The organism is Mesorhizobium sp. B2-2-4 (assembly GCF_006442375.1).
Taxonomy (GTDB): Bacteria; Pseudomonadota; Alphaproteobacteria; order Rhizobiales; family Rhizobiaceae; genus Mesorhizobium.
This window is the reverse complement of record NZ_VFWB01000007.1, coordinates 13,583-29,100: the sequence shown is the minus strand read 5'-3', so window position 1 is coordinate 29,100 and position 15,518 is coordinate 13,583. Positions and strand designations below refer to the sequence as shown.

The 15,518-nt window shown below is 63.9% G+C and carries 15 protein-coding genes and 1 riboswitch; of the genes, 7 read left to right on the top strand and 8 right to left on the bottom strand.

Features of this window, described 5'->3' with window-relative positions:
* Nucleotides 1–19 precede the first annotated feature (19 nt).
* Nucleotides 20–652 (top strand): LysE family translocator, encoded by a 633-nt coding sequence (locus FJ959_RS18725; protein WP_140494241.1) that lies wholly within the window; start codon nucleotides 20–22, stop codon nucleotides 650–652.
* A gap of 22 nt (nucleotides 653–674) precedes the next feature.
* Here FJ959_RS18725 and FJ959_RS18720 read toward each other — a convergent pair whose 3' ends face one another.
* Complete coding sequence (locus tag FJ959_RS18720; RefSeq protein WP_140515546.1) at nucleotides 675–1,499, bottom strand: DUF2189 domain-containing protein; 825 nt, start codon at nucleotides 1,497–1,499, stop codon at nucleotides 675–677.
* A 329-nt stretch (nucleotides 1,500–1,828) separates the two neighbouring features.
* Here FJ959_RS18720 and FJ959_RS18715 point away from each other — a divergent pair, with 329 nt between their 5' ends.
* A complete protein-coding gene (locus FJ959_RS18715; RefSeq protein ID WP_140631417.1) occupies nucleotides 1,829–2,335 on the top strand; it encodes a CAP domain-containing protein in 507 nt (168 codons plus the stop codon).
* A gap of 38 nt (nucleotides 2,336–2,373) precedes the next feature.
* Here FJ959_RS18715 and FJ959_RS18710 read toward each other — a convergent pair whose 3' ends face one another.
* From FJ959_RS18710 to FJ959_RS18680, 7 genes are all read right to left on the bottom strand, one after another.
* On the bottom strand, nucleotides 2,374–3,906 hold the full coding sequence (locus tag FJ959_RS18710; protein WP_140494247.1) for a DHA2 family efflux MFS transporter permease subunit: 1,533 nt from the start codon (nucleotides 3,904–3,906) through the stop codon (nucleotides 2,374–2,376).
* Nucleotides 3,907–4,216: 310 nt separating this feature from the next.
* Nucleotides 4,217–5,395, bottom strand: a complete 1,179-nt coding sequence (locus FJ959_RS18705) for an HlyD family secretion protein (RefSeq protein ID WP_140494249.1) — start codon at nucleotides 5,393–5,395, stop codon at nucleotides 4,217–4,219.
* Nucleotides 5,392–5,871, bottom strand: a complete 480-nt coding sequence (locus FJ959_RS18700) for a MarR family winged helix-turn-helix transcriptional regulator (protein ID WP_140495025.1) — start codon at nucleotides 5,869–5,871, stop codon at nucleotides 5,392–5,394. The genes FJ959_RS18705 and FJ959_RS18700 overlap by 4 nt, the downstream gene beginning before the upstream one ends.
* 128 nt (nucleotides 5,872–5,999) lie before the next feature.
* Entirely contained in the window at nucleotides 6,000–7,019 is a 1,020-nt protein-coding gene (locus FJ959_RS18695; RefSeq protein ID WP_181165125.1) for an iron ABC transporter permease, read from the bottom strand.
* Nucleotides 7,020–7,027: 8 nt separating this feature from the next.
* Nucleotides 7,028–7,975, bottom strand: coding sequence for an ABC transporter substrate-binding protein (locus tag FJ959_RS18690; RefSeq protein WP_140631414.1), 948 nt, complete (start codon nucleotides 7,973–7,975; stop codon nucleotides 7,028–7,030).
* 45 nt (nucleotides 7,976–8,020) lie between these two features.
* On the bottom strand, nucleotides 8,021–8,809 hold the full coding sequence (locus FJ959_RS18685; RefSeq protein ID WP_140631411.1) for an ABC transporter ATP-binding protein: 789 nt from the start codon (nucleotides 8,807–8,809) through the stop codon (nucleotides 8,021–8,023).
* A 256-nt stretch (nucleotides 8,810–9,065) separates the two neighbouring features.
* Nucleotides 9,066–9,275, bottom strand: a riboswitch (cobalamin riboswitch).
* Between the two features lie 62 nt (nucleotides 9,276–9,337).
* Nucleotides 9,338–10,363 carry a LacI family DNA-binding transcriptional regulator gene (locus FJ959_RS18680; RefSeq protein WP_140631409.1) on the bottom strand — a complete coding sequence of 342 codons (1,026 nt, stop codon included), beginning with the start codon at nucleotides 10,361–10,363 and terminating at the stop codon, nucleotides 9,338–9,340.
* 181 nt (nucleotides 10,364–10,544) lie between these two features.
* Between FJ959_RS18680 and FJ959_RS18675 the strand changes: the two genes are divergently transcribed.
* From FJ959_RS18675 to FJ959_RS18655, 5 genes are all read left to right on the top strand, one after another.
* Entirely contained in the window at nucleotides 10,545–11,576 is a 1,032-nt protein-coding gene (locus FJ959_RS18675; protein WP_140631406.1) for a Gfo/Idh/MocA family oxidoreductase, read from the top strand.
* A 2-nt stretch (nucleotides 11,577–11,578) separates the two neighbouring features.
* Nucleotides 11,579–12,484 (top strand): sugar phosphate isomerase/epimerase, encoded by a 906-nt coding sequence (locus FJ959_RS18670; RefSeq protein WP_181171938.1) that lies wholly within the window; start codon nucleotides 11,579–11,581, stop codon nucleotides 12,482–12,484.
* 85 nt (nucleotides 12,485–12,569) lie between these two features.
* Nucleotides 12,570–13,577: a substrate-binding domain-containing protein gene (locus tag FJ959_RS18665; RefSeq protein WP_140631403.1), complete on the top strand. Its 1,008-nt coding sequence runs from the start codon at nucleotides 12,570–12,572 to the stop codon at nucleotides 13,575–13,577.
* 85 nt (nucleotides 13,578–13,662) lie between these two features.
* Nucleotides 13,663–14,460 carry an ATP-binding cassette domain-containing protein gene (locus tag FJ959_RS18660; protein WP_140560600.1) on the top strand — a complete coding sequence of 266 codons (798 nt, stop codon included), beginning with the start codon at nucleotides 13,663–13,665 and terminating at the stop codon, nucleotides 14,458–14,460.
* Nucleotides 14,457–15,500 carry an ABC transporter permease gene (locus tag FJ959_RS18655; RefSeq protein WP_140565109.1) on the top strand — a complete coding sequence of 348 codons (1,044 nt, stop codon included), beginning with the start codon at nucleotides 14,457–14,459 and terminating at the stop codon, nucleotides 15,498–15,500. Before FJ959_RS18660 ends, FJ959_RS18655 begins: the two co-directional genes overlap by 4 nt.
* The last annotated feature ends 18 nt before the right edge of the window (nucleotides 15,501–15,518 follow it).

The window sequence follows — 15,518 nt, the reverse complement described above, 5'->3', positions numbered from 1 at the left end:
GCACGCCTGGGGACGAACAATGCCCGATACCGCCAACCACCTCGCCTTCGCGCTGGTCTGCCTGGGCATGGTGCTGACGCCGGGTCCAAACATGATCTACCTGATCTCGCGCTCCCTGTCGCAAGGGCCGAAGGCCGGGTTGATCTCGCTTGGCGGGGTCGCCGTCGGTTTTCTCTTCTATGTGCTGTCGGCGGCATTCGGAATCACGGCGCTGCTGCTGGCCGTACCCTTCGCCTATGACGCGCTGCGCTTTGCCGGCGTGCTCTATCTCCTGTGGCTGGCCTGGCAGGCCGTGAAGCCGGGCGGACGCTCGCCATTCCAGGTGCGCGACCTGCCGAAAGACGGGCCGCGCAAGCTGTTCGCCATGGGCCTGATGACCAATCTGCTCAATCCGAAGGTGGCGGTGCTCTATTTGTCGCTGCTGCCGCAATTCATCAGCATTGGCAAAGGCCATGTCCTGTCTCAGCTTCTTGTGCTCGGCGCGACGCAGATTTCGATCAGCCTGACCGTGAATGCCATCATCGCGGTGACGGCCGGCTCGATCGCCGCGTTTCTCGCCGGGCGGCCTTTGTGGCTGGTCATCCAGCGCTGGATGATGGGAGGGGTGCTGACGGCGCTGGCGCTGAAGATGGCGACCGACGCACAGCGCTGAGGGCGGCGGTCCCGGCGTTGGTCTACATCGGCCGCCTTGTCTGCTGGGTCCGCTCCGGTTCCACCACCTTGCGGTAGAGGTGCCAGGTGGCATGGCCAAGGATAGGCATAACGACCGCGAGCCCGGCAAACAGCGGGATCGAACCGATCACCAGCAGCACCGCGACCGTCAGGCCCCAAAGAGCCATCTGCAGCGGATTTGCCATCACCGCCCGCGCCGAGGTTTCTATGGCCGAAACGGCGCCGACGTCACGGTCGAGCAGCAGCGGGAAGGCGACGACAGTGGTGGCCAACACGATCACGGCGAAAACGAAGCCGGCGGCGTTGCCGAGAAGGATCAACGTCCAGCCCTTGCTGGTCGTCAGCACGTCGCGGACAAAGGCGCCGATCGAAGCCGGCGGCTGGTCGCCGAACAGGCTGGTGTAGATCGACTGCGCGGTGAACAGCCACAACAGGAACAGCACGAACAGCATGATGCCGATGACCGCGATCGAAGGCACCGCCGGCGAGTGGCGGACATCGAGGGCATGTCGCCAGTTGGTGTTCATGCCGAGCTCGCGCCGGCGGCTGATCTCGTAGAGGCCGAGCGCGGCGAAAGGGCCGACAAGGGCGAAACCCGACATCAAGGGATAGACGAGCTGAATGGCGTTGGAGCCAGACGTCCACTGCGTCAGGATCAGGCCGACGATGGGATAGATCAGGCACAGGAAAACGTAGTGAGACGGTTTTGCCCAGAAATCCTCAGCGCCGAGCCGCAGCGCATCCCAGAGGTCCGATGTGGTGATGTGGCGCACCGTGGGCTGCACATGCATTCCGCGCGCGTCCGCCATGACATGAAAGCTGGCCATAAGCTTCCTCCCGTTGTCGGGGGCGGTCACCACCGTGATGGCCGCCCGTAGCTGCCACTAGTAGATGTAACAGCATACCCGATTTGCCAGGGGCTGTCGCCAAATCGATGGTTCCGGACAGGCCATCACGGGATTGTCATCGCTGCCCGGCAGAAGCCGCGCGATCTTCGGCATCGGATTTCTCGGATGATGGGCCATTCGGAGCTGGATGGCCGAACGCAACGCTTCAAGACTGCGCGGTGCGATCAGCGAAGGCCAAGGCATCAATTTCCTCGACAGTTTTTTCGGCTTGCCCGTCAAAAGCCATGATCGCGACTATGCAGGTAGGAATGAGCATTGTCATCGACCTCCCTCCAGAACCGCGCCGGACAAGGCGCTCCTTGCTGATCGGTCTTGCGGCCATAGCCGGGCTTGCCGCCTGCAGCACCGTTTCCGTGCCCACCGGTGAGGGCGCAGGTGTCTCTTCCTCCGCCACGGCCACCCTGGCCAACTTGCGCGCCGCGGCCGGGCGGACTCCGCTGACCGCGGACACCCAGCTCGAACAGGCGGCGTTGCAGCAAGCCGGCTACATGGCGTCGCGGACGCGCATGAGTCACACCACCGGCTGGGGCAAGGATTTCGCCTCGCGCATGAAGGACAATGGCGTGCACGGCGCTGCGGCCGAGAACATCGCCGAAGGCCGCTTCGACCAGCAGAAACTGTTCGATATCTGGATGCATTCGACCGGCCACCGGCGCAACATACTCGACCCGGACTTCAGCCGTTTCGGGCTTGCCTATGTCCGCGACGGCCGCGACCCCAGCCTCCGCTACTGGGCCCTGGTGCTCGGAAGGTAGCAAAGCCATCGCCGGCAGCGGACAGCCGTCGGCGAATATCAATCCATATGTGCCGCCGGCGCGCCGCCAGCCGGCGCCGTCTTCGGCTTGCGCAGCAGGATCACGAACGGAATGGCGGCCAGCGTCATTATCATCAGGATTTTGAAGTCGTTGACGTAGGAGATCATCATCGCCTGGATGTTCACCATCCTGTCGACCTGGGACAATGCCATCTGGTCGCCGCCGGCCGCCGCCGGCGAAACCGCCCACAGATTGGGGTTGAACGGATTGATAAAGGTGGAAAGCTCGGCGTGATTTATCTGTGTGTTGCGCACCATGAGCACCGTCACGACCGATACGCCGATGGACGAGCCGAGGTTGCGCACAAGGCTGAACAAAGCCGTGGCATCGGTGCGGAAGCGCACGTCAAGCGTGGCGAAGGCCACCGTCGACAGCGGCACGAATACCATTCCCATTCCCAGGCCCTGGATGATGCCGGAAGTGATGATCAGCCAGTTGTCCATCTGAGGCGAGAAGCCGGCCATCGTGTAGAGCGACTGCGCGGTCAGGAGGAAGCCGATGACGACGAGGATTCTGGCGTCGACCTTGCTCATGAGCCGGCCGACGACGAGCATCGAGATCATCGTCCCCACGCCGCGCGGCCCGATCACGATGCCGATGGTGATGGTCGGATAGCCGAAGATGGTCGACAGCATCGGCGGCAGCAGCGACATGCTCGCCAGGATGAGCACGCCCATGACGAAGATGAACGCCAGCCCGGTCACGAAATTGCGGTCGAGGAAGATCTTGGGGTCGATGAAGGGATGTTCCGCGGTCATCGTATGGATGATGAACACCCAGAAGCCGGTTATCGAAAGGCCAAGCTCGATCCAGATCTCGACCGACGAGAACCAGTCGACCTCGCCACCACGATCGAGCAGCAGCTGCAGCGCGCCGACGCCGAGCGATATCATGGCGAAGCCGAAGAAGTCGAAGCTTCGCACCCGCCGCGCAATGGCCGGCAGATAAGCGGCCATGCCAAGGAAGGCGACGATGCCGACCGGCAGGTTGATGAAGAACACCCAGCGCCAGCTGAAATTCTCGGTCAGCCAGCCACCAAGCGTCGGACCCAGAATCGGCCCCAGCATGATGCCGGCGCCCCAGATGGCCATTGCCTGGCCGTGGCGTTCCTTCGGGTTGATGTCGAGCAGGAAGGTCTGCGACAGAGGCACGATCGCGGCGCCGAACACGCCTTGCATGAGCCGGAACAACACAATGGTTTCAAGGCTCCAGGCCAGGCCGCACAGCATCGAGAAGATGGTGAAGCCGACCACCGCCGTCAGGAACAGTTCCTTGCGGCCGAAACGGTCCGCAAGCCAGCCGGTGACCGGCGTCATGATCGCCGCCGCCACGATGTAGGAGGTCAGCACCCAGTTGATGTTGTCGGGCGAGGCGCCGAGATCGCCGGTCATGGTCGGTAGCGCGACGTTGGCGATCGTGGTGTCGAGCGCCTGCATGATCGTCGCCAGCATGAGCGCAACCGTGATCAGGCCACGATGCGGCACTTCTTTGAAAGGTTCTGGCGTGCTCATAATGCGGAACTTCCAGCCGGTAACAAAAACGTGTACACAGGGTTTCCGGGCGGCAAAGCCTTCCGTTGAGAGACCCTCATCGCGGTGGGACGCGATTATCGATGTGGGGGTTACATCGACCGAAAGTCTCGATTGAGCGGATGCCTGCCGCCCGGAAACATGAGGACCGACGGGTCCGTGTCGAAGATTTCAGCTTTCGATCAAGCCGCGATGCGGTTTGCCCCGAAGGCTGCCCCTTCAACTCCTCCCATCAGACCAATCCCCCTGCTCAGTGCGTCCACCCGCATGATCCCCGCGGGCTTCCGCTGATTTACTTCGCGACCTCGCCAGCCGTGGCGTGGCCGAAAATGCCAGGCAGGCCGCGCGCCACGCCCGTGTCGACGGTAACGGCCGCGCTCATGCCTGTGCGCAGCATCATCTTGGCGTCGGGATCGCTCAGCTCCAGGCGGACCGGAATGCGCTGGGTGACCTTGACCCAGTTGCCGGTAGCGTTCTGGGCGGGCAGCAGCGAGAAGTCCGCTCCGGTGCCGGCGCCGATAGCCTTGACGGTCGCTTCGAAGGTCCTGCCCGGATAGGTGTCGACCACGATTTCTGCCTTCTGGCCCGGCTTCATATTGGTCAGCTGTGTTTCCTTGAAATTGGCGTCGATCCAGGTATCGCCGGTCTCGACCAGCGAGAACAGCGGCGTGCCGGAGCCGACATACTGGCCGACCTTGAAGGACGCGGCCTGGTAGACGACGCCATCGGCAGGCGCCTTCACCGTGGTCTGCGCCAGGTCGTAGGCAGCCTTGTCGCGCGCTGCGAGCGCCGACATCACGGTCGGATGTTTGTCGGTCTCGATATCGGGATTGCCGCCCAGCGCCGCCTTGGCGCTGACGATGCCCTGTTGGGCGACGGCAAGCTGCTGCTTTGCCTTATCGAGATCGTTCCTGGCCTCATCGAGCGAAGACTTGGCGTTGATGCCTTTCTGGGCGAGATCGGCGGCACGGTCGTATTGCGACTGGGCATAGGCAACTTCGCTGCTGGCGGATTTCTCCTGCGCCATGGCCTGGCTGTAGGCGGCGCGCAGCTGTTCGACGTTGAGCCGCGCGGCGGCCACCGCCGCGTCGGCCTGCGCAAGTGCGATCCGGTAAGGCTCGGGGTCAATGGCGAAGAGAAGATCGCCTTGCTTCACCCTCTGATTGTCCGAGATGGCGACCTGAACGATGCGGCCCGCCGTGTCCGAGGCGATCGATACCTTGGCCTGCTGCAGGTTGGCGTTCTCCGTCTCCTGGTAGCGCCCTCCAGTGACCCAGACATAGCCGCCACCAATGACCAACGCCGCCGGCAGTGCGAACATCAACAAGAAGCGGCCGAGACGGCGCTTCTTCTTTGGCACCGGCGCCGGCTCTGCCGGAGGTGTCATTGTAACAGGGGCCGCGGCCGGCTGCTGCGGCGCTTCCATTTCCACTTTGGCGGCGTTTTCGTCGACCTTGGCTACCGCGTTCATGCTGCTGCGCCTTCCGTATTCTTGACCTTGTCGCAGGACGGTGAATCGCCATCCGCGAGATTCTGTGCCATCGCATCCAATGCCCTGATCAGGACGCGGCGATCGTCCGGCGAAACGCCGGTCAGCGACTCCTCATAGACTTCGCCGGCGAGGCTCTTGACCTCCGCATACGCGGCACTTGCCTTGGGAGTTGGGAAGATCATGCGCACGCGGCGGTCGGCGGCGTCGGAGCGGCGCTCGATCCAGCCGCCCTCCTCCATCCGGTCAACCAGCCGCGAGACGCTGATCGGCTCGATTTCAAGCAGTTCGGCAAGCCGCGCCTGCGAAACGCCCGCTTCCTTGGCGACGCGAACCATCAGGCGCCATTGCGCCGAGGACAGGCCAAGGCCGCTGGCGCGCGCTTCGAAGCGCTTTCGCATCAGCCGCTGCACGTCGTGGATCAAAAATCCCAATCTGTCTACGCCTTCGGAAACCATGAGTGGCATATATAATAAGCGTGCTTATCATTCAAGTCCGGCATTGTTCCAGAAGCCGGCAAACGTGCATGGCAGCCGTGCAGCACAATCATGGCTGCGTCCGATGGTTTCGGCCGCCGCGACACCCATTACAAGCGGTTGCGGATCAGCATGGTGACAACGAAGAAGGCGCCGAGCGAGCTGGTGATGATGCCGATCGGCAGTTCCTGCGGCGGCAGCAATGTGCGCGCCAGAAGGTCGCTTGCCAGCAACAGCACGGCCCCGAACAGCGCGCAACTTACGATCAGGCGCAGATGCAGCGCGCCGGCCAGCGGCCGCGACAGATGCGGGATCATGAGGCCGACGAAGCCGATGACGCCAGCGACCGAAACCAGGATCGCGGTCGAAAAAGCGGCGACCAGAAACGTCGTCCGTCGCATTCGCGCCACCGGCACGCCAAGACTTTCGGCGGCATTTTCGCCGGCCAGGAAAGCGTCCAGCCGGCGATGATTCCACAGCCCGTACGCCGCAATCGTGCCGGCCCCAAGCGCACCCAGCCAGATATTGTCCCACCGCGCAAGGCCGAGCCCGCCCATCGTCCAGAACAGCACCGAATGGGCGGCGCGCTGGTCACCGGCAAAGACCAGGTAATTGGTCAATGCGGTGAACATGAAGGAGACCGCAAGTCCGGCGAGGATCAGCCGTTCGGGGCCTTGTCCCCTCACCCGCGCAACCAGCAAAAGCACAACGCAAGCCGCCAGAATACCGCCGGTGAACGCAGCGATCGGTAGCGTCCAGATCCCGAAACTGTCGCCGAAGACGGTGATGACGGAGACAGCGCCGGCGGCGGCTCCCGACGAGAGGCCGAACAGGAACGGATCGGCAAGATCGTTGCGCGTCACCGTCTGTAACAGCGCGCCGACCACGCCCAGGCCGCCGCCGACACAGATGGCCAGGATTATGCGCGGCAATCTGAGGTCGACGACGATCCTGCCGACCGGGCCGGACACGTCATGCCCCTTCAATCCGATCGCATGGCCAAGTGCTGCAACGACGTCGCCCAGCGGAATCATCGTCGAGCCATAGGCGATCGACAGCAGCGCGAACGCGGCGATTGCCAACGCCGCCGCCGTCATGGCCAATAGGAATGCCTTGTGCCGCAAAGTCATGTTCCCGGTTAAAATGCTTCCGGATGCATCGCCCTGGCGATCTTGCCGATCGCTTCGATGTTGGCCGGTCCGGGGGTCAGTTCGGCATAGCGAAGCGCCACGAAGCGTTCGTTCCTGACCGCGTCCGTCTCCTTCATTGCCGGATGCGCTTTCAGGAAATCGAGCAGCTTCCGGTAGCCGCCGCCATCCTGATAGTCGAGCAGGATGAGGAATTGCGGATTGCGCGAGGCCACCGTCTCCCAATCCGTGTTGCCCCAGCTGGTGTCCATGTCGGCCATGATGTTGTCGCCGCCGGCCGCGGAAATCATGGCGTTGGGAATGGCGAACTTGCCTGATGTGAACGGCTTGTCCTCGCCGGAATCATAGAGGAAGACGCGCGTTCCCCTGCGGTCGCCGACCTTGGCCGTGATTTCGGCGAGCTGCGCCTTCCAGCCGGAGACGAGCTTATCCGCTTCGGCCTCCTTGCCGAAGATCTTGCCCAGCTTCTCGACATCGCCATAGAGCAGGTCCATCGAAGCGGCGGGCCGGTTCTTGTCGAGATGGACGCAGCTTTCCGTCAGCACCAGGGTCTTGATGCCGTGTGGCGCCAGCGTATCGGGCGTCACCTCGCCGCCCGGCTTCATGCCGTAATACCAGCCGGCGAAGAAGAAGTCGGGCTCGACAGCGACCAGGTTTTCCAGCGTCGGATATTTGGGCGCCAGTTCGGGGATCGAGCTCTGTTCGGCCTTGAATTCGGGAGTGACCTTGTACCATCCAGTGATGCCGGTCAGGCCGACGATCGACGGCTGCAGCTTCAGTGCGAAGGCCATCTCGGCCATGTTGAGATCGTGAATGACGGCGCGCTTTGGAGGCGCGTCGAAGGTCAGCGGCTTGCCGCAGCTGTCGACCGTCACCGGAAAGGCGAAGGCCGTAGAGCCGAGCAGGGAGAAGGCAAGAGACACGGCAAGGCGTTTCACGGATGTTGCTCCTTGTTGAACAGGATCTGCCGGAAATGGCTTCGATCACGAAGATGGCGCGGCACGGTTCGGAACCTCGAACACCGTCAGCTCGCGGTCCTCCGTCGGGTGGCGCAACCTAAAGACCTCGATACCGAAGATCTCGCGGATCAGCTGCTGGGTGAGTGCTTCGCGTGGCGGCGCCAGCACATGCAACCGGCCATGGCTCATCACCGCGACCCTGGTGGCGAAAGGCGTCACCAGCGCCAGATCGTGCAGCACCGCGATCACGGTCATGCCGAGGCCTGCAACCAGTTCGAGCAACTCGCTGCGCGCCCGCGGGTCGAGATGGTTGGTCGGCTCGTCGAGGAACAGGATCTTCGGCTCCTGCGCGATGGCGCGGGCAAGCTGGGCGCGCTGGCGCTCGCCGCCCGACAGCGAGCCGATGGTGCGGCCAAGCAGCGGCAACAGCCCGGTCCGGCGCAGCGCCTCGACGACAATGTCGCGTTCCTCGCTCCTGTGCCTGTGGCCGGTATGCGGAACCCGGCCGAGCTCGACATAGTCGATCACCGCCAGCCGTGGATCCGGTTGATCGGTCTGGCCGACGACGGCGATGTGCAGCGCCCGCTCGGCGGTCGAAATCCTGTCCAGCAAGCGCCCGGTTAGCTTCACTTCGCCCGAACTCGGCCTCAGCATGCCCGATAGCATGCGCAGCAATGTCGTCTTGCCGGCGCCGTTGGGACCGATGATGGCGAGACGGTCGCCCGCCGCCACCGAAAGGCTGACCGGATACACCAGATGCAGGCCATCCGCCGCTGCGGCCAGGTCGCGGGCATCGAGAAGCGGCGCGGTCATGGGCAATTCCTTGCAGGGCCTGCCGGAATACGGGCCAGCGTCTTGCTTGCCAATCCTGCCGGACGCTGGCCTGAATTCACCTCGGTGGCGATATCGCGGCAAAGCGTGCACACGATGATGCGATGCATGGGAATGCAGTGAATGCGATCGATGGAGCCGTCCAACTTCCGTCACTTTCAAAAATGGCGACGGAAGGAAGCTGGCTTGAACCGGTCGACAAGACCGAACCCCGCGTCTCCTCCCGGCACACCCCGTCCGGTCAACCCATGCAGATGGCAGGTCTCCTGGCTCGCGGGTCGTTGCGCCATCCTGCCTTCCCAGCCTTGCCGGCCAGTGGCTTCTCGGATTTTGCTCGCCGCTTACAGTTGCGGGGGCAGCCATGGCTTCGACCCGAAAATCGGGCCTCACCATGTTCCCTTTTCACCCCTCGCCTTGCGGCGCGGGGACCATCACGAGTCGCAGCCTAGGATGCAGGCAGCGTCGAGGCAAGGTCGATGCATGTTCTGTTATAACGATACAAACGTGTGGTCAATCACTATCGCGCGCCACCAGTTCCAGCGGCCAGACCTCGCGAATGATCTCTGGCCCTTTCGCGCCGGCGAAAGCCGGGAGCGAGGCGAGCAGGATTTCGCCGAGCCGCCGCCCCATCGGGTCAAGGCTCGGACGAAAGCCGGTCAGCGCCGGCGAGAAATAACGGCAGAGCGGCGTGTCGACGATGACGATCACCGCGACATCCTGCCCGGGCTTGATCCCCATTTCGGCGAGCGCTTTGCAGCCGCCGAGCGCCATCGAGTCGTTGTTGAAGATAATCGCGGTCGGCGGATCCTTCGACCGCATGACTTGCGGTGTCACCGCGTAGCCACTGGCTTCGTTGATAAAACCGTCCACAATCAGGCCGGGATCGACTTCGATGCCGTGCCGCCGCAGCGCCTTGCAATAACCCTCCAGAAACAGATAACCGAAATTCAGGTCAAGCGACGGCCGGATGGCGGCGATGCGGCGGTGGCCACGCGCAACCAGCCGGTCGACCGCATCGGCGCCCGCCTTCTCGAAATCCAGATCCAGAGAGGGATAGCTGTCGTCGCCGGACCGGCTTCGGCCGAGCGTCGCGAAGGGAAAGCCGGCCTTGCTCAGATAGTCGATGCGATCGTCCTCGCGCCGCGTCCAGGCCAGTACGACGGCATCGGCACGACGCGTCTCGACGACGCGGCGCAGCCGCTCCTGTTGATAATCCGCCGGCGCGCCCATGACGATGATCAGGTCCAGCCCGCACTCGGCCAATGTCGCTTGCAGTCCGGTGAGGAACGGAATGAAGAACGGCTCGCCATACTGCTGGTCGCCCGGATGCGGCTGCAGCATGAAAGCCACGGCATGGGTGGTGCCGCGGCGTAGGTTCCTGCCCGAGTGGTTCGGTGAATAATTGAGCTTCCGGGCCGCCTCGAGCACGCGCTGGCGTGTCTCGGCGTTCACGTCGGCGCGCCCGTTAAGCGCGCGCGAGACTGTACCGATCGAAATGTTCAGGTGCCGCGCAAGATCGTGAATGCTGGACGCCAAGACCTCCCCCTCCTGCTTCTGGCTAGCACCAGCCGGTCGTGCGGCCAAGGCGTTTCAGAGCCGACGGTACAAATCCGATTGACAATATATGCCATCGGGTGTGTCATCGTAAACGTTTACGGAAGTCATTTACGGACTGCCGTGGGTGCCAGCCAGGAGGGGTTGGCCGGAGGAGCGCTGGATGATGCACGTCGTCCTGGTCGGGTGCGGAGCCATGAGCAAAACCTGGCTCGAGGCCATCAGCCAATCCCCTGCCGTCAAGATCGTCGGTCTCGTCGACCTCGACGCCGACAGGGCGCGCCAGCGGGCACGCGAATACGACCTCGCCGGGGTCGCGATCGGGACCGATCTCGACGTCGTTCTCTCCCAGACCAGACCCGATGCGGTGTTCGACGTGGTCGTGCCTGCCGCCCGTCGCGCCGTGGCGAATTCGGCCTTTGCCCATGGCTGTCATCTGTTGACGGAAAAGCCGCTGGCCGACAGCCCGGACAATGCGCGCGCCATCATCGACGATGCGCGGCGCGCCCGGCGCATCCATGCCGTGGTGCAGAACCGCCGCTACGTCGCCAACGTCCGGCGCATCCGGCGCTTCCTCGGCTCCGGCGCCATCGGCGCTGCGACCAGCATCCATGCCGATTTTTTCATTGCGCCGCATTTCGGCGGTTTCCGCGAAGGCATGCGCCATGTGCTGCTGCTCGACATGGCGATCCATACATTCGACGCCGCCCGCTACATGGTCGATGGCGAGCCGACCGAAGTGTATTGCCGGGAATGGGAGCCGGCCAATTCCTGGTACCGGCAGGGATCGTCGGCAAGCGCCACCTTCGAGCTCGGCCAGGGCAAGATGTTCACCTATCGCGGCAGTTGGTGCGCCGACGGTTTCCGCACCAGTTGGGAAGGCAGTTGGCGCATCGTCGGCGAACGCGGCAGCCTGACCTGGGATGGTCATGACGAGTTGAAGGCCGAAGCCGTGCTGCCGGAACGCGAAGGCCTGCTCGACAAGGTCGTGCCGGTAGCGGTGCCGCCGCTCGACCCTGCCGACCGCATCGGCGGGCATCTCGGCGTCATGGAAGATTTCGTCCGCGCCGTGGAAACCGGCACCGAGCCGGAGACGCGCGGCGCCGACAATATCAAGAGCCTGGCCATGGTTTTCGCGGCGATCGAAAGCGCCGAGACCGGGCGCCGGATCGAAATCCCCAGGCAGGAAGGATGACCATGGCGGACCCGCTTCTCGACATCAGGATCGGCACCATGGTGCGGGCCAATCTCGAAGACCCGGCCGCCTATGTCAGGCAGATCCTGCCGCTCGGTTTCGAGAGCGTCCAGCCCTTCTTCTGGCAGACGCTGGGCGGCAAGGACCTGGGGCGGCTCGCCGGCGAGATCCGCGACGCGATCGGCGATGCCGATGTCAGCGTCAGCTCGATCGGCGTGTTCGGCAATCCACTCGAGAGCGGCGACACCGACCGCGGCGTGCTCAAGGCCTGGGAAACGGCGATCGACAGCGCGCATCTGTTCGGCACCAATCTGGTCAGCGGTTTTACCGGCCGCATCCGCGGCAAGCCGCTGACCGACAGCCTGCCGCGCTACCGCGAAGTCTGGGGCGAATTGGCCAAACGCGCGGCCGACAAGGGCGTGCGCATCGCCTTCGAGAATTGCGCCATGGATGGCAACTGGGCCGCCGGCGACTGGAACATCGCCCATAATCCGGACGCCTGGGAACTGATGTTCAACGAATTGCCGGATGAGAATCTGGGTCTGGAATGGGAGCCCTGCCATCAGTTGGTCTATCTGATCGACCCGATCCCGCAGATCCGCAAATGGGCGCATCGCATCTTCCATGTCCACGGCAAGGACGCGACGGTGCGCTGGGATGTCATACGCGAGCACGGCGTCTTCGGCCGCCTGCCCTTCGTGCAGATGCGCACGCCCGGCTTCGGCGACAGCGACTGGACGCGGGTGATCAGCGAATTGCGGCTGGCCGGATACAAGGGCGCCATCGACATCGAAGGTTGGCACGACCCGGTCTATCGCGACGATCTTGAAATGACAGGCCAGATCCGCGCGCTGGAATACCTCCAGCAATGCAGGGGAGGCCTGAGCTACCTGCCGAACCCGACGTGAGGATTGGCCGGCGGGAGGAGCCGGACGGGATTGCCGAAGCAGATGTCGAAACCCTCGCTCGCGAGGACAAAAGGGAGGAACGTGCATGAGCATCGCCAAGAGAACGACACTTCTGCGCACGACCGTGGTGGCGACCGCCACGGCGCTCGCCGCCGCCATCTCCACCTTGCCGGCACAGGCGCTCGACGCGCAATGGTGCAAGGACGTCCACATCCGTTTCTTCGTCGGCGGCGCCGAGGGCGACGCTTTCGGCACCATTGTCTACAATGGCGCCAAGCAGGCTGCGGCCGATCTCGGACCGAAAGTGGATTACATCTTCTCAGGCTGGGACATCGAAAAAATGGTCCAGCAGCTGCGCGAGGCGGTCGCCGTCAAGCCCAACGGTATTGCCATGATGGGCCACCCCGGCGACGCCGCCATCATGCCGCTGGCCGAACAAGCGCATAAGGACGGCATCAAGATGATGTACCAGAACGTGCCGGTGCCGACGGTGGTGACGGCCTTCGGCGGCGGCTATGTCGGCGCGCAGCAGGAACAGCAGGGCCGCGCGCTCGGCGCGGAAGCCTTCAAGCTGGCCAAGCTCAAGGCCGGTGACAAGGCAATCATGATCGGCCCGTTCGAGAATGAGAGCCGCGGCGCCCGCGAGCGAGGAACCGTCTCCGCCTTGAAAGAGGCCGGCATCGATGTCGTTCAAATCAATTCCGCAACCGAATGGGCGGCCGATCCGAATCTGGCGATCCCGGTGATCACCGCCGCCTTGCTCAACAACCCCGGCGTAAAGGCCGTCGGCTACCCCGGCGGACAGATGCTCGGCAACGTCCAGACCTATATGACGGCGGCGGGCCGGAAGCCGGGCGACATCTTCAATTTCGGCTTCGACACCAGCCCGCAGATCGTCGAGGCCTTCAAGGGCGGCTGGGTGCAGCTGACCGCCGATCAGCAGCCGTTCATGCAGGGCTATCTGCCGATCCTCAGCCTCTGCCAGCAAGTGGTGCTGGGGCTGGCACCGATGAATGTCGATACCGGCGCCGGCTTCGTCACGCCTGAGAATTACAAGATCGTCGCCGAACTGGCCAAGCTGGCACTGCGCTGACCTCCCAAGCCGCCGGCCGGGGGCTCAGGCCCGGCCGGCGGGACCGCCGGCGAGGCCCGGCATGCGACAAGCAAGCGAGGACCCGATGGCCGAACGCATCATCGAACTGCGCGACATCACGAAATCCTACGGCCAGGTTTACGCGCTTGGCGGGGTCAATCTCAGCGTCGACCGCGGCGAGGTGGTCGGACTGATCGGCGACAATGGCGCCGGCAAGTCGACGCTGATCAAGATCCTCGCCGGCGCGGTCAAGCCGACCAACGGCGAGATCCTCGTTCGCGGCAAGCCGGTCACCGGCTGGAACGCGGCGCGCTCGCGCGACGCCGGCATCGAGACCGTGTTCCAGGACCGGGCGCTGGCCGTGCAGCAGACCATCGTGCGCAATATCTTCATGGGACGCGAACTCACCGGCTTCCTCGGCTGGCTGAAAGTCGGCACCGAAATCAGGGAGGCGAGCCGGCTTATGCGCGAGATCGGCTTCACTTCGAAAGTGTTCACGCCGCAGTCCGTCGTCGGCCAGCTTTCCGGCGGCGAGCGCCAGGGCGTGGCGATCGCGCGCGCCATCTACAAGCAGGCCGACCTGATCATCCTCGACGAGCCGACAACGGCTCTGTCGCTGACCGAAACCGCCAAGGTCTTCCACTTCGTGCGCCAGGTGCGGGCGAGCGGGCGCTCGATCCTGTTCATCGGCCACAACATCCACCATGTCTTCGACATCGCCGACCGTTTCGTCGTGCTCGATCGTGGCACTGTGGCGCTGCAGGCCGACAAGCGCGACATCAAGTCGGCCGACACGCTCGTCAATTTCATGGAAGACCTCGCGCATCCCGGCGGACTGCCCGGCTTGGGCGAAGCCCAGCGCGCGGAGGACACAAGGCCATGAGCAACATCGCCGAGCCCAATCGCCAGGCTCCCTCGCCCCATACCGAAATGGGCGAAGCGGCGTGGAAGCACCCGTCGGATCATTTGCTGCGCGGCTTCGTTCTCGACAATCGCGCGGCGCTGGGCACGCTCGGCGTTTTCGTGGTGATGATGGTCGCCTTCACCATCGCCAATCCGACGGTGTTCACCACCTGGTTCCTCTACAGCTCGGTGCTGACCACGCTGCCGGTGGCGCTGTTCGTGGTCGTGCCGCTGGTCTTTGTCGTTACCGCCGGCGAAATCGACCTGTCGTTTCCGGCGACGATGGGTTTTGCCTCCTGGGTTTTCGCGCTGGTCGTTCAGGCCGGCTACGATCCCTTCCTCGGCATCGTCGCAGCACTCGCCACCGGCATGCTGCTCGGCTTCCTGGTCGGCGTGCTGGTCGTCTATGGCAGCCTGTCGTCGCTGATCGCCACGCTCGGCATGAACTTCCTGCTGCGCGGGCTGATCCAGATCATCAACGAAGGCAAGTCGACCGCGCTGCCGACGCTCGGGCAAAGCTGGACCTATACGATCTTCTCCAGCCAGGTTTACGGGATTCCGGTACAGATCCTGTGGGCGCTCGCCTTCGTCGTGTTCGCCGCGCTGCTCTACAACCGCCACCGCTTCGGCGCGCAGGTGAAGGTGGTCGGCGACAATCCCGACAGCGCCCAGCAGATGGGCATCGACGTCAAGCGGGTGAAGGTCAAGGTGTTCGTCTTCGTCGGTATCGGGGCCGCGATCGGCGGCACCTTCTCGACGATGATCAACTTCACCTGGTGGCCAACCGCCGGCGACGGCTATCTGTTGCCGGTGCTGGCTTCGGTGTTCGTCGGCGGCACGCCGACTTGGGGCGGCATCGGTACCGTGTTTGGCGGCGCTATCGGCGCGCTGACGGTGGCGTTCATCCAGACCGGCGTCGTCGCTGCCGGCCTCAGCGGCTTCTATGTGCAGTTCTTCAACGGGCTGATCATCATCCTGTCGCTGCTTGGCCACCGCTGGAACCAGGCGCGCTACCGCTGAAACGCTGCCCAGGGCCGG

Excerpts from the sequence above, each read along its gene's own strand:
- FJ959_RS18660 (WP_140560600.1), top strand. The coding sequence starts at position 13,663 with ATGGCCGAACGCATCATCGAACTGCGCGACATCACGAAATCCTACGGC.
- FJ959_RS18710 (WP_140494247.1), bottom strand. The coding sequence starts at position 3,906 with ATGAGCACGCCAGAACCTTTCAAAGAAGTGCCGCATCGTGGCCTGATC.
- FJ959_RS18705 (WP_140494249.1), bottom strand. The coding sequence starts at position 5,395 with ATGAACGCGGTAGCCAAGGTCGACGAAAACGCCGCCAAAGTGGAAATG.
- FJ959_RS18725 (WP_140494241.1), top strand. The coding sequence starts at position 20 with ATGCCCGATACCGCCAACCACCTCGCCTTCGCGCTGGTCTGCCTGGGC.
- FJ959_RS18720 (WP_140515546.1), bottom strand. The coding sequence starts at position 1,499 with ATGGCCAGCTTTCATGTCATGGCGGACGCGCGCGGAATGCATGTGCAG.
- FJ959_RS18700 (WP_140495025.1), bottom strand. The coding sequence starts at position 5,871 with ATGGTTTCCGAAGGCGTAGACAGATTGGGATTTTTGATCCACGACGTG.
- FJ959_RS18695 (WP_181165125.1), bottom strand. The coding sequence starts at position 7,019 with ATGACTTTGCGGCACAAGGCATTCCTATTGGCCATGACGGCGGCGGCG.
- FJ959_RS18665 (WP_140631403.1), top strand. The coding sequence starts at position 12,570 with ATGAGCATCGCCAAGAGAACGACACTTCTGCGCACGACCGTGGTGGCG.
- FJ959_RS18685 (WP_140631411.1), bottom strand. The coding sequence starts at position 8,809 with ATGACCGCGCCGCTTCTCGATGCCCGCGACCTGGCCGCAGCGGCGGAT.
- FJ959_RS18675 (WP_140631406.1), top strand. The coding sequence starts at position 10,545 with ATGATGCACGTCGTCCTGGTCGGGTGCGGAGCCATGAGCAAAACCTGG.
- FJ959_RS18670 (WP_181171938.1), top strand. The coding sequence starts at position 11,579 with ATGGCGGACCCGCTTCTCGACATCAGGATCGGCACCATGGTGCGGGCC.
- FJ959_RS18715 (WP_140631417.1), top strand. The coding sequence starts at position 1,829 with ATGAGCATTGTCATCGACCTCCCTCCAGAACCGCGCCGGACAAGGCGC.
- FJ959_RS18655 (WP_140565109.1), top strand. The coding sequence starts at position 14,457 with ATGAGCAACATCGCCGAGCCCAATCGCCAGGCTCCCTCGCCCCATACC.